Annotated in this window: 10 protein-coding genes; 4 read left to right on the top strand and 6 right to left on the bottom strand. The window is 60.9% G+C overall.

What is annotated here, in order from left to right; all coding sequences use genetic code 11:
* The first annotated feature begins 88 nt into the window (after positions 1 to 88).
* Together leuA and BR48_RS0122975 are read left to right on the top strand one after the other, a co-directional pair.
* A complete protein-coding gene (leuA, locus tag BR48_RS0122980) occupies positions 89 to 1,795 on the top strand; it encodes a 2-isopropylmalate synthase (RefSeq protein ID WP_245273695.1) in 1,707 nt (568 codons plus the stop codon).
* A 127-nt stretch (positions 1,796 to 1,922) separates the two neighbouring features.
* On the top strand, positions 1,923 to 2,537 hold the full coding sequence (locus BR48_RS0122975) for a hypothetical protein (protein WP_027233459.1): 615 nt from the start codon (positions 1,923 to 1,925) through the stop codon (positions 2,535 to 2,537).
* Positions 2,538 to 2,540: 3 nt separating this feature from the next.
* Here the strand turns inward: BR48_RS0122975 and BR48_RS0122970 are convergent, their stop codons facing one another.
* Entirely contained in the window at positions 2,541 to 3,470 is a 930-nt protein-coding gene (locus BR48_RS0122970) for a metallophosphoesterase (RefSeq protein ID WP_027233458.1), read from the bottom strand.
* 117 nt (positions 3,471 to 3,587) lie between these two features.
* Here BR48_RS0122970 and BR48_RS0122965 point away from each other — a divergent pair, with 117 nt between their 5' ends.
* On the top strand, positions 3,588 to 4,058 hold the full coding sequence (locus tag BR48_RS0122965; RefSeq protein ID WP_027233457.1) for an NUDIX domain-containing protein: 471 nt from the start codon (positions 3,588 to 3,590) through the stop codon (positions 4,056 to 4,058).
* Between the two features lie 5 nt (positions 4,059 to 4,063).
* Here the strand turns inward: BR48_RS0122965 and BR48_RS0122960 are convergent, their stop codons facing one another.
* Entirely contained in the window at positions 4,064 to 5,059 is a 996-nt protein-coding gene (locus BR48_RS0122960; RefSeq protein WP_027233456.1) for a glutathione S-transferase family protein, read from the bottom strand.
* 287 nt (positions 5,060 to 5,346) lie between these two features.
* Between BR48_RS0122960 and BR48_RS0122955 the strand changes: the two genes are divergently transcribed.
* Positions 5,347 to 5,859 carry an N-acetyltransferase gene (locus BR48_RS0122955; protein WP_027233455.1) on the top strand — a complete coding sequence of 171 codons (513 nt, stop codon included), beginning with the start codon at positions 5,347 to 5,349 and terminating at the stop codon, positions 5,857 to 5,859.
* A gap of 2 nt (positions 5,860 to 5,861) precedes the next feature.
* Here BR48_RS0122955 and BR48_RS0122950 read toward each other — a convergent pair whose 3' ends face one another.
* The 4 genes from BR48_RS0122950 to BR48_RS0122935 are packed head-to-tail and all read right to left on the bottom strand — an operon-like array spanning position 5,862 to position 12,692.
* On the bottom strand, positions 5,862 to 7,937 hold the full coding sequence (locus tag BR48_RS0122950) for a membrane protein (protein ID WP_027233454.1): 2,076 nt from the start codon (positions 7,935 to 7,937) through the stop codon (positions 5,862 to 5,864).
* 8 nt (positions 7,938 to 7,945) lie between these two features.
* Positions 7,946 to 10,771, bottom strand: a complete 2,826-nt coding sequence (locus BR48_RS0122945; RefSeq protein WP_027233453.1) for a DUF4159 domain-containing protein — start codon at positions 10,769 to 10,771, stop codon at positions 7,946 to 7,948.
* A complete protein-coding gene (locus tag BR48_RS0122940; RefSeq protein ID WP_027233452.1) occupies positions 10,768 to 11,685 on the bottom strand; it encodes a DUF58 domain-containing protein in 918 nt (305 codons plus the stop codon). The genes BR48_RS0122945 and BR48_RS0122940 overlap by 4 nt, the downstream gene beginning before the upstream one ends.
* A complete protein-coding gene (locus BR48_RS0122935; RefSeq protein WP_027233451.1) occupies positions 11,685 to 12,692 on the bottom strand; it encodes a MoxR family ATPase in 1,008 nt (335 codons plus the stop codon). The genes BR48_RS0122940 and BR48_RS0122935 overlap by 1 nt, the downstream gene beginning before the upstream one ends.
* Between the last annotated feature and the right edge of the window lie 72 nt (positions 12,693 to 12,764).

The raw sequence follows: 12,764 nt of genomic DNA, 5'->3' as shown, positions 1-12,764 counted from the left end.
CTTACCCTTTACAAGTCCGATGTAACGCTTAAAAAAGTGCCGAGATCGCTTGAAACTGTCGCGTATCCGGCCGGAAACGAGAAGCACAATGACCGATATGATCGCTCCGAGGAAACCGACCGCCGGCATGCCCAGTGCCGGCAACAAGTACGAACCCTATCCGTTCGTTGAACTCGCAAACAGGCAGTGGCCGTCGAAACGTATTGAAAAGGCGCCGATCTGGTGCTCTGTCGATCTGCGCGACGGCAACCAGGCGCTGGTCGACCCCATGGGCCATGACCGCAAGGTGCGTATGTTCGCGCTGTTGCTCGACATGGGCTTCAAGGAAATCGAAATCGGGTTCCCCTCCGCGTCCCAGACCGACTTTGATTTTGCCCGCTGGTGTGTCGAGGAGGGCAATGCTTCCGACGATGTATCGCTGCAGGTGCTGGTCCAGTGCCGCCCCGAACTCATAACGCGTACATTTGAATCCCTGGAGGGCGCGCACAAGCCGATCGTCCATTTCTACAATTCGACCAGCGAATTGCAGCGCCGCGTCGTTTTCAACAAGGATGTTCACGGCATCAAGTCGATCGCGACCGATGCGGCCAAGATGATCACCGACATGGCTGCCAAGGCCGGCGGCGGCTACCGTTTCGAGTATTCGCCGGAGAGCTTCACCGGGACCGAACTCGATGTCGCACTGGAAATATGCAATGCGGTGACCGAGATCGTCAGGCCGACGCCGGACAACAAGCTGATCATCAACCTGCCTTCTACGGTCGAAATGTCGACGCCGAACATCTATGCCGACCGGATCGAATGGATGTGCCGCCAGCTCGACAATCGCGACAACCTGATCATTTCGCTGCATCCGCACAATGACCGCGGTACGGGCATTGCTGCTACGGAACTCGGCCTGATGGCTGGCGCCGACCGCGTCGAAGGTACGCTCTTCGGCAATGGCGAGCGCACGGGCAATGTCGACATCGTCACCCTGGCCTTGAACATGTTCACGCAAGGCGTCGACCCCGAGATCGACTGCTCGGACATCAACCGTATGAAGGAAGTCTACGAATATTCCAACCAGCTCGTCATCCCGGAGCGTCACCCCTATGTCGGCGAACTGGTCTACACGGCTTTCTCCGGATCGCATCAAGACGCGATCAACAAGGGCATGAAGGCGATCAAGCAGGCGAACAAGACCCTGTGGGAGGTGCCGTACCTGCCGATCGATCCGCAGGACGTGGGCCGCAGCTATGAGGCGATCATCCGCATCAATTCCCAGTCGGGCAAGGGCGGCATCGCCTATATCCTTCAGGCAGATTACGGTCTCAATCTGCCGCGCGGCATGCAGGTGGAGTTCCGCGAGGACATCCAGCACATCACCGACGAGGAAGGCAAGGAAATGCCCTCGAAGCGGATCTACGACCGCTTCCAGGAACTCTACGTCGAACAGCCGGACGCGCGTTTGAGATTTGTCGACCACCACACCTATCCCGATACGGAGCGCAAGGGCATGCGCATCCTTTCCGCCGAAATCACGGATCGCGGCGAAACGAAACGGATCGAGGGGCGTGGAACGGGGCCGGTGGATGGCTTTATCGATGCACTGTCCCACTATCTCGGAATCAAGCTGTCGGTGGTGAATTATTCCGAACACTCGCTGCAGCACGGGTCCGACGCAGCTGCCATCAGCTACATGGAAATCGAATATCCGGGCGGCAAGCTCTTCGGCGCGGGGATCAACAAGAACATCGTGACGGCATCCCTTGAAGGGATCATTTCCGCTGCCAACCGCATCATCGGCAATTGAAATGGAAGGGCCCTCGGGCCCTTCATCCATTTCTGGGCACGCGCTGGGGCAAGGGTACGTTTTTGATGCAATTGCCGCGACTTGTCGTTAAGGATTGGTAAAATCGCCTCCTTGCCGGAAAACGCCGATGAATGAAATGCGCGAGAAGAGAACGCCCGACGAACGCCGGCTCGCCGAAGCAATTCGGGGTGTTCAGATTGCGGCCGCTGATCGCGGCGATGTCGTCATCGACATGAAGGAAGCCGATCTGGCGCGCATCGAAATTCTTGCCGAAGATCTGAAGCCGGTCTTCGCTGATGTGCCTGCCGACGATCCGCAGTGGGACTTCGCCATTTCCAGGGGAGTGCAGCCGCGGCTCTGGATCGATGCTACCGCCCATGTGATGATGGCGCGCGATCGGCGCACCTATCGTTTCGTGCGCGATACGCGCCTTGGCCGGATCGTTCTTGCGGAATCACCCCAAGTGAAGCCCGTCTCCGAAGCGGTCACGACCTATATCGCCGAGCGTATCGTCGAGCGGCAGCGCCTGATGGAGGGCGAGCGGGTTTCCCTGCGGCCGGAACCTAGTATCGACCCCGGAAATGCAATCGCGCGACCAGCTGAGATTACGGCTGCCGCCGCGCCGAGGACTGCCGGGTTGACCGTTTTCTTGATCACGATTGTCTGCCTTGCTATAGGCGCGACAATCGGCGCAAGCGGCATGCTTGCCCACCTCTGGAGCATCATCAAGCCAACTTACTGAGCCTCAGATCCCGGCGAGCACCTTGCCTACCTTAAGATTGTGCTCGCGGATCGTACGGATCGTCGTTTGCGCGTCGACGATGCCACGCTCCACCATGGTGCACTCCCATCCGGCATTGGTCTTCGAGATCGTGAAAAGATTGAAGCCCGCTGGTGGTTTGTGCTGTCCAAGCTCGAAACCCTGGCTTGCGGCCGGCACGCAGACCACGGGGATTTCCCAGTCCGGTCCGTTGATCGTGTAGCGCGTCGCAAGATGCGTATGGCCGTGGAGGACGAGTTCAGCGCCGTATTCAGCAACCGTTCGCTGAAAGAGACCGATCCCGAGAAGGCGCTTGTGCGAGGGCGCCGCGCCGCGAACCGGCGGGTGATGAATCATGATCACGCGGAAGAGCCCGCGCTTGCCGGTCTCATCGAGAACCTCGCCGAGCTTGCGCGCCTGGCGTTCGCGAATGTCGCCCGTCGCCATGAAGGGGGCGGTCGCGCGGGCCGAGGAGACGCCAATGAGCGCCACGTCGCCGCGTACGCGAAGATACGGAAATTCGACAGGCTTGTTTTCGGCGACTTCGATATCGCCTCGCATCCACGGCTGCCAAAGGCGCCGTGCCTTCTTCAGCGCGCCGGGCACATAGGCATCGTGATTGCCGGGAACGACCGACACATTGGCCGGGTCGCCCAGCGTCCTCAGCCAGCGCTCTGCCGTCTCCAGTTCCTCATCGAGCGCCAGATTGACGAGGTCGCCGGTCACCGCAATGTGATCGGGCGTGTGCGCCTTGATATCGGCAACGAGCGTATCGAGCGTGCTCCCGGTCATCGTTCCCTTGCGGTTGGAACGCCAGTTAATATAGCCAGTGATGCGCTTGGAAATCAGTTCCCGCAAGTTCGGTGCGGGAAGCGGCGATAAATGTATGTCTGAGATGTGGGCAAGACGGAACATTTTTCAGCTTTAGGAGAGTATGACGGCTAAATCCAGTGGTAGAACGTTTCGCGCGAACGGCGCACCCGATAACAAAACAGTCGCGAGGTTAGACTGTTCCACCTGAAGAAGGAAAGAATGACCGACAAGCGTACCACCTGGCGCCACCGTGTGCTCCATGCCTATTTCCTGCTGCGGCGCCCCATGACCCTCGGTGCACGCGGGGTCATCATCGATGAAAAAGCGCGTACGGTCTTCCTCATCCGCCACACCTATGTGCATGGCTGGCAGTTTCCGGGCGGCGGGGTCGAGACTGGTCACACAATGGAAGAGACACTGGCGAAGGAGCTCATGGAAGAGGGCAACATCGAACTGACCGGCCGGCCAGAGCTCTTTGCGATCTATCACAATGCTCATGCGTCGAAACGCGATCATGTTGCGCTCTACATATGCCGGTCGTTCCGCCAGACAGAGCCCTTCACGCCCAACCGCGAGATCGCCGAGGCTCGATTCTTCAGCCTCGACGACCTGCCCAAGGACACGACGCCTTCAACCCGGCAGCGCCTTGCCGAAATATTCGAGGGTGCGGAGATTCCCACCGCCTGGTAGCGGCCTCAGTCAGACGCTGACGCTTTCAACCGGTCGCGGTCGTGCGGCGCGCCGTAATCGAGCGCCGGGCCGACAGGGATGATACCGGTTGGATTGATTGTCCGGTGGCTGCCATAATAATGCGCCTTGATATGCAGGAGATTGACCGTCGGCGCGACACCCGGCACCTGATAGAGTTCGCGCGTATAGTTCGACAGGTTCGGATAGTCCGCGATCCGTTGACGATTGCATTTGAAATGCCCGACATAGACCGGATCGAAGCGCAGCAGTGTCGTGAACAGGCGCCAGTCAGCTTCCGTCAGGCGGTCGCCGGTGAGATAACGCTGTTTTGCGAGCTTCGCCTCGATTTGATCGAGCCCGCCGAAAAGCTGGGTGAAGGCTTCCTCATAAGCCTCCTGCGTGGTGGCGAAACCGGCGCGATAGACGCCGTTGTTGATGTTGGGATAGACGAGGGCGTTCACGGCATCGATTTCCTGGCGCAACGCCTCCGGGTAGAAATCCAGGGCGTGATCGCCGAAGGCATCGAATGCCGAATTCAGCATGCGGATGATCTCCGACGATTCGTTCGAGACAATCGTGTTCTGCTTCTTGTCCCAAAGCACCGGTACGGTCACCCGGCCTGAATATTTGGGATCGGCCCGCGTGTAGACCTGATGCAGATAGTCGTAGCCGAAAAGCTGGTCACCGGTCGCGCCATCCCGTTCGAGGAATGTCCAGCCTTCAGCACCCATGAAGTGGTCGACCACCGATACGGAAATGACATCCTTGAGCTGCTTCAGCGCGCGGAAGATCAGCGTGCGATGCGCCCAGGGACAGGCATACGATACATATAGATGGTAGCGTCCCGGCTCGGCCTTGAAGCCGCCGTGGCCGGAGGGTCCGGCGCTTCCATCGGCTGTCACCCAGTTGCGATATTGCGATTCAGTGCGAATAAAGCGTCCGCCGCTCTCCTTGGTGTCGTACCACTTGTCCTGCCATACGCCGTCGATCAACAAACCCATCGTTTCAAATCTCCATTGGTTACTGAGCCTATAGCTGGCGCTGCAGGATTGTTAATTCAGCCCCCGGGTGGTGAACAGAGCGTAACTCTTCGACAATGTCTGTTTAGATTTTGGTTTACGTCGCGACAGATTGATGTTAGGCGAACGAAAAAGGAGAGATTTGTGGCAGGACTTCTGATCATCCGACGATGAAACCTGAACCGGCGCCTCGTGCGACGGACGCTCCTGTGCTGGCCAATGGCGATATTTGCCGAGGCGAACGACCACTCTCTTCAAAGAAATCCAACATGCTGAACCATGTCGTGACCTACGCGCCGGAAGAACCGGTGCACGATGCTGCAATCGAAGACATCAACCGGGAAGCTTTCGGGCCGGGGCGGTTTGCCCGGGCGGCCTATCGCATTCGCGAGGGCGGACCGCATGATCGCAGCCTTTCCTTCGTAGCGCTCAATGGCGAACACGTCATCGCGTCGGTCCGGCTGACGCCCATCCGCATCGGCACTACCCCGGCGATGCTTCTCGGCCCGCTCGCCGTGCGCCCGGCGTGGAAGAAACAGGGCATCGGCGCTGCGCTTATGCGCACCAGCATGGAAGCTGCGCGCGTTGCCGGACACAAGCTCGTCATCCTCGTTGGCGACGAGCCCTATTACGCGCCTTTCGGCTTCCGCCAGATACCAGGCCACCGGATCGTATTGCCGGCGCCGGTTGATCCGGCGCGGTTCCTCGCTTGTGAACTCGCACCATGGGCTTTGCAGGATGTCGAAGGCAAGGTCATCCACGCCGCAATGGCAGGCCAGTAGCTTTACCTGCCTTCGCGGTACCACATGCCGCCGAGCACAAGCATCATGGCTGCAAGGCCAAGGAAGCCCGAGAAAAGCGGCAGGCGGGTGACGCTCTTCAGCACCGTCTCATTGGTCTGGCGCAAGCCGATCCAATTGTCACCGCTGGCGCTTGCAGTGCCGCGCGAGGCAACGATGTTCGGTACCTCGATGTCGCTCTGATTGGCGGCCGCGCGCAGGCGGCGCGTCCCGCCACCGGTTTCGCGGGCAAGCGGATCGAGTTTTGCCTGTGTCGAAACATTGTCGGTGAACTCCGGCGCATCGACCGGTCCGACATGGGCAAGCGTCGTCAGATCGCCATTGGCAACCTGGTAGAGCCCGATCTCATCGGTCGGCACAGAGGCGGTAAAGACGCCGGGCTCGGTTTCCGTCAGCGGAACCGACCGCGTCTTGCCCGACGGCGTGATGATATTGGCGGGCTCAGCCGTCTTCTGCATCGTCTGGCGATGAATTTCGAGATTGCGGCCATTACCGGTTGCCGTTAGCGCCTCTTCCTCGAGGTCCGGCTCCTTCATCAGCCAATGGGCGATCCGGCGATAGAGCGCGGCATGCGGACCGCCGCCCTCGAAACCCCGCGCCCAAAGCCAACCCTGGTCGGAAAGGAACATGCCGACCCGGCCATCGCCAATGCGGTTGAGAACCAGCAGCGGCCGGTCCCCGGCGTTCATGATGACCGAGCCTTCCGGTGGATTAACATCGATTACACGGAACCATCGGCTCCATGCCGGCGGTTCCTGCGTACTGCCTTCAAGGCCGCGCGTGACGGGATGGCGTTTACCCTGGTCGCTGAGGCGCGGATAAAAGGCCTTTTCCTCAATATTGCCCGTTGGCGTGGCCGGAAGCACCGAAAGAAGCGGCGTGTTCGCAATCGACATCTGGCCGGCAAATTCCGGACCGGCGGCAATAAGCAGGGCTCCGCCCTTTTGCACATAGTCGTTGATGTAGTCGTAATAGAGCAGCGACATCACATCGCGATGCTGATAGCGATCGAAGATAATCAGGTCGAACTGATCGATTTTGTCGACGAAGAGCTCGCGCGTCGGGAAGGCAATCAGCGCGAGTTCCGGAAGCGGCGTCGAATCCTGCTTTTCGGGCGGGCGCAGAATGGTGAAGTGGACGAGGTCGACGGACGCGTCCGACTTCAGGAGGTTGCGCCAGGTCCGCTCGCCGTTGTGCGGCTCGCCTGAAATCAACAGCACCCGCAGATTTTCGCGAATACCGTCGACCATGGCGACGGCACGGTTATTGACGCCCGTGAGCTCGCCTGGAATCGGATCGACGGTAATCTCGACGATATTGACGCCGGCGCGTGACAGCGTCACCTCAAGCGGCATTTCCTCGCCGATGATGGCATCTTCGCTGCCGGTCTCGTTGCCATTGACGCGCACATGGACGCGCGCGCTGCCGCCCGGCGCTTCGCCCGAAGCGGTGACCTTGTAAGTCATCTGCTGCGGCTTTCCAGTCAGGCCGAAACGCGGCGCGCGCACGAACTGGATGCGCCGATCGATTTCATTGGGGACGCCGGTGATCAGCCCATGAATGGGAGCATTGAAGCCAAGTCCCGCCTGGTTGGCCGGAATATCGTGGATCTGCCCGTCGGTGATCATGATCGCTCCGCCGACGCGCGAAGGCGGCACATCGCGCAGCGCTCCGTTCAAGGCCCCGAACAAACGGGTGGAGGTGGCATCATCATTCTCGCTGGCGCGTCCGGTCTCGACCGTGCGAACCTCGAATTGCGGCAGGCGTGCAAGCTCGGTCTGCACCTCCTTGAGCGCCGCGTCCGTATCTGCGCTGCGGTTGCCGAGATCCTGGCTCTGGCTGCGGTCGGCGATCACCGCGACGACGCTTTTCAGGGGATCGCGCTGCTCATTGACGACGATCGGATTGAGCAGGGCCATGGCGAAGGCGGCCAGTGCGACAAGGCGAAGGAGGCTCCCGCGTTGGCGAAAATAGATGCCCGCCAGCGTCAAGGCGAGCAATGGCACAAGCAGAATGGCAAGCAGGGTGGTCGAAAGCAGCGGCTGGAAATCGAGCGACAGGTACATGGCTAATTCCCCAAGCGCTCAAGCAGGTCCGGCACATGCACCTGGTCGGACTTGTAGTTGCCGGTAAGCATGTACATGACGATGTTGATCCCGGTGCGGAAGGCATAGGTGCGCTGCATCGGATCGTTGGGAATGGTCGGAAACATGGGCGAGCCGCTGGCATCGATAGCCCATGCACCGGCAAGATCATTGCCTGTAATCATGATTGGGGTCACGCCGTCGCCAGCGCGCACGGGCCGGTCCGACCTTGCCTCGGTGGAAAGCGACGCCTGCACCCAAAGCGGGCTGCCGCGATAGCGGCCGGGGAAATCCTGCAGAATATAGAAGGACTTGGTCAAAACGTGATCGCTGGGCACCGGCTCGAGCGGCGGAATGTTGAGGCCGGCGAGGATATCGCGCAATCGCTGGTTCGAGGGCGTGGTCGCGTTTTCGAAACTCACAGCCGCCGCATCCTGGTCGCGCGTGTCGAAGAGCACCGTTCCACCCTGCTGCATATAGGCGTCGATCTTGGCGATGGCTTCAGGCGATGGCATGCGCGCAGCCGCATCAACCGGCCAGTAGATGAGCGGATAGAAGGCAAGCTCGTCCGTTGCCGGATTGACGCCGACCGGCTCGCCCGGCTCCAGCGCGGTGCTGTCGGCGAGCGCCCGCGAGAGCCCGGCAAGGCCTGCCTTGCTGATATCGTCGACCGCACTGTCACCGGTGATCACATAGGCAAGATGGGTGGCGTTTACCGCCTCGATGATGGCCCCGTCGCCGGGCTTGCTGTCGTTTTGCTGCGCATGGGCGGGCGAAGGCTCGATCGCAAAGAGAACGGGTAAGAGCAAGATCGCGAGCGAGGCAGCCACCGTGCGATAGCGGCGGCGCAGATGGCCACCGAGCCAGAGGATAGCCAGAGCATCGGCGATCAGCAGCAATGCTGCCAGCGCGAAGAGCGGGCCGCGCAGCGGCAGCGATTCGTCGACCGCGTAGCGCGCCGTGGTGACCGGGAATGACATATCGGGTCGGACCAGCGGCTTGATCTCCCCATCGGACCGGAAAAGGTTGAGTGCCGACATCGCGTCTTCCACTCCGTAGAAGCCGGGAGGATTGTCGAAACTCACCTGCGGTGTTTCACCTGGCTTGGTGATCAATGGCTTTGCGTCACCCGTGGGCGGCATGAGCCCGCCCTCGGCATTGAGGATGAGGTAGGGCGGCAAGGCACGGGACGCGCTGGCGCCGTTGCCATTCGATGCCGGACCCGCATTGCGCGAAAGGGCAACGAGGCGGTGCAGCATATCGACGAAGCTGCCGCTGATGGGCAAATTCGACCAGGTCGCCTCGGGCGTTACATGAAACAGCACCAGTTGGCCACGCTGGCGTGTTTCACCGGTAACGAGCGGCGTTCCGTCGGCGAGGTTGGCCCAGCTCTTGTCATAAAGGTCCGAGGACGGCTCGGCGAGGACCTGCCGCGTTACCGTCACGTCCTGCGGCGTCGGAAGACCCGCAAAGGGACCGTTGTCCGGGAACGCCGCGACCGGCTGCGATTCTTTCCAGGAAAGGGCGCCGCCAAGCGAGCGTTCACCCTTGCGCAGCGTGACAGGAAGCAGGGGATCTTCGTCGCTGCCGGCAAGGCGGGGGCCGGCGAAGCGGATCAGCGTACCGCCATTATTGACCCAGTCGGAAAGCAGGCGCTCGGTCTCGGGCGGCAATTTGCCGATATCCGCCATGATCACGACCGATGGCTTTTGTTCGAGCAATTCTGGAACGGCGCGCACGAGTTCGGCATTGCGTGGCCGCAGGAGATCGGCAAAGGGCTCAAGCGCCCTTGAAATGTAGTAGAGCGGAGAAAGCAGGGGCTGCGACAGATCCGCATCCGATCCTGAAAGCAACGCAACGCGGCGGCGCTTGTTATTGTCGTCGATGAGGAATGTCGCACCGGCTTGCGCCGTCCCGTCGATGCGCAGCGTGTGAAAGTCGTTGCGCAGCTCGTACGGCGCATTGATGACCGCTTGCCCTGTCGCTTCTCCTGCGGAGAAAACCAGACCGGTTTCGGCGATGCGCCGGCCCTTTTCATCGAAGGCGCCGATGGTGACTGCGCCCTGTCCACGGTCATTGCTCGGTCGCACAGCATGAACCGTCAGCCCATTTGCACTGTTTTCGGCCTGGCGGATAGCGGAGATGGCGCTGATCGATGGCTGATACCAGATCATCGATGCGATTTTTGCATCCTGCAGCGATTTTAACGCAGCATCGGCAGCTGGCGTATCGATACCGTCATTGAGATAGGCAATGCGGGTTCCCGAAATGTCGGCAAGCGCGGTTTTCAACCGGGCGAACGCGGCCGCACGATCGACCGGGATCGGCCGTACATTCAAGGCGCGTACGCGCTCGAGCGCGGTGGTCGCGTCGAATGGCCCGATATCCGTGTTCGCTCGTTCGGCCGTCCCGAGAATGTAGATCAATGCGCCCGAATTCGCTGCATCGCCGATAAGGCGCTCCGCGGTCTCCTTGCGCGCCGGCCATTCCTCATTCGAGGACCAGCCATTGTCGAGGACGATCGCGACCGGCTCCTTGCCGGTCAGCGTTTCCGGGCGTGGGTTCCACACCGGCTCCGACAGGGCAAGGATGACGAGGGTTGCAAGCAGGAGCCGCAGCAGCGTCAGCCACCACGGGCTCTTGTTCGGCGTCTCTTCCTTTTTGAGAAGCTGTGCCAGAATCCGCAGAGGCGGAAAGATTTCGCGCACCGGACGGGGCGGGGTCACCCGAAGCAGCCACCAGATGACCGGAAGCGCGATCAATCCTGCAAGAATCGCCGGAGCGCCAAAGGCGAGAGGAAGCGCATTCATGCGACGCCTCCACCCTGATAGCCGATCTTGGCGGTCATGTTCATATGCACCGTCACAAGCGCTTCGGAAGCGAGGCGGTCAGTGCGATTGACCGTGTAGCTCCAGCCGATGCGCTTGCAATAGGCGCTCAAGGTCTCGCGGCGGGCATAAAACAGGTTGCGATAATCGCTGGCATAGTCCTCGGCCCGTCCGAAAGTGAGTGAAGCGCCGGTCTCGGGGTCGACAAATTCGGTGCGGCGCCTGTAGGGAAAGTCTTCCTCGGCCGGATCGTAGATTTCGATGAGATGCGCACGCGCGCCGACATGGGCGAGCTTCTGCAGAGTTTCGAGCGTTTCTTCGACGGGCTCCAGGAAATCGCTGACCAGCACCACATCCGAGAAACGGCGCACCCTGTCGAGATCAGGCTTGGCCGGCAAGTTGGCGGCGTGCGAGAGAAGGGTTGCCAGGCGCTCGGCGCCATTGCGTGCCGAGGACGGGTCGGAGATGTCGGGATAGGCAATGCGTTCGCCGCTGCGCGAGAGCAATTCCGCCAATGCGAGCACCATCACGAGCGCCCGCGACTCCTTCGAGACTTGCGCCTGTTCGGATTTGAACAGCATCGATGGTGAAGGATCGGCCCAAAGCCAGACGGTGTGGGCCGCCTCCCACTCCTGATCGCGGATGTAGGTGCGATCATCGCGGGCGGACCTGCGCCAATCGATGCGCGAGACGGCCTCACCATCAGTATAGGGACGAAATTGCCAGAAGCTCTCACCAACGCCGCTCTTGCGACGACCGTGCCAGCCGGTATTCACCGTATTCAAAATGCGATGGACCTCAACGAGGAGGTCCGGCAGCAAGGCGGCACGTTGACGGGCGCGCGCAAGCGCGTCGCCTGTCTCGGTTCGCCGGACCTGCGTGCCGATTGCTGCCATCAGAGGGCAACCTTGGTCACATTTGCGATCACATCGCGCACATTCATGCCGTCGGCGCGGGCCGCAAACGTCAAGGCCATGCGGTGCTGGAGGACAGGTTCGGCGAGTGCCTTGATGTCATCGACCGATGGAGCGAGACGGCCGTCATAAAGGGCGCGGGCGCGGGCGCAGAGCATCAGCGCCTGGCTGGCGCGGGGACCCGGTCCCCAGGAGATGAACTTCCTGGCAATGTCGTTGTCGGCGCCGGGCCGCGCCGAGCGGACGAGGGTCAAAATGGCGTCGACCACACCTTCGGGAACCGGCATGCGGCGGATCAGTTGCTGCATCTCGAGAAGACGTTCGGCGTCGATCACCCGAGCCGCGGAAGCTTCGGAGGTCCCCGTGGTCTCAAGCAGCACGCGGCGCTCCGCGTCGAGCTCGGGGTAAAGAATGTCGATCTGCATCAGGAAGCGGTCGAGCTGAGCCTCGGGAAGCGGATAGGTGCCTTCCTGCTCCAGCGGGTTCTGGGTCGCGAGCACGTGGAAGGGGCGCGGCAGGTCGTGCCGTTCGCCGGCGACAGTCACGTGATATTCCTGCATTGCCTGGAGCAGCGCCGACTGGGTGCGCGGCGAGGCGCGGTTGATTTCGTCGGCCATGAGAAGCTGGGCGAAGATCGGACCTTTGACATAACGGAAGTAGCGCTTGCCATTGTCGTCCTGCTCCATGATCTCGGAGCCGAGAATGTCGGACGGCATCAGGTCCGGCGTGAACTGGATGCGGCGGTCGTCCAGTCCAAGTACCGTTCCGAGCGTCTCGACCAGCTTGGTCTTAGCAAGGCCGGGAACACCGACGAGCAAGGCGTGTCCACCGGCAAGAAGGGCGACTAGGGTGCGTTCGACGACGCTCTCCTGGCCGAAGATGACAGTCCCGATGCCGGTCCTGATCTTGGCGATATCGGCCAGCGCTTTCTCGGCCTCGGCGACCATCGCCTTTGGATCGGACGCCACCTCTGGTTTAATCATCGTCATCGATTTACCTCGCCGCTGGTATATGTGCAGAGTCTTTCTTAAATCACTCCAAGTCACTATGACATGTGAAAA

Source organism: Phyllobacterium sp. UNC302MFCol5.2 (assembly GCF_000686005.1).
Taxonomy (GTDB): Bacteria; Pseudomonadota; Alphaproteobacteria; order Rhizobiales; family Rhizobiaceae; genus Phyllobacterium; species Phyllobacterium pellucidum.
This window is presented reverse-complemented; position numbering and strand designations above follow the sequence as displayed.

Coding starts and splice junctions, on each gene's coding strand:
- leuA (WP_245273695.1), top strand. CDS start 89: ATGACCGATATGATCGCTCCGAGGAAACCGACCGCCGGCATGCCCAGT.
- BR48_RS0122975 (WP_027233459.1), top strand. CDS start 1,923: ATGAATGAAATGCGCGAGAAGAGAACGCCCGACGAACGCCGGCTCGCC.
- BR48_RS0122970 (WP_027233458.1), bottom strand. CDS start 3,470: ATGTTCCGTCTTGCCCACATCTCAGACATACATTTATCGCCGCTTCCC.
- BR48_RS0122965 (WP_027233457.1), top strand. CDS start 3,588: ATGACCGACAAGCGTACCACCTGGCGCCACCGTGTGCTCCATGCCTAT.
- BR48_RS0122960 (WP_027233456.1), bottom strand. CDS start 5,059: ATGGGTTTGTTGATCGACGGCGTATGGCAGGACAAGTGGTACGACACC.
- BR48_RS0122955 (WP_027233455.1), top strand. CDS start 5,347: ATGCTGAACCATGTCGTGACCTACGCGCCGGAAGAACCGGTGCACGAT.
- BR48_RS0122945 (WP_027233453.1), bottom strand. CDS start 10,771: ATGAATGCGCTTCCTCTCGCCTTTGGCGCTCCGGCGATTCTTGCAGGA.
- BR48_RS0122940 (WP_027233452.1), bottom strand. CDS start 11,685: ATGGCAGCAATCGGCACGCAGGTCCGGCGAACCGAGACAGGCGACGCG.
- BR48_RS0122935 (WP_027233451.1), bottom strand. CDS start 12,692: ATGACGATGATTAAACCAGAGGTGGCGTCCGATCCAAAGGCGATGGTC.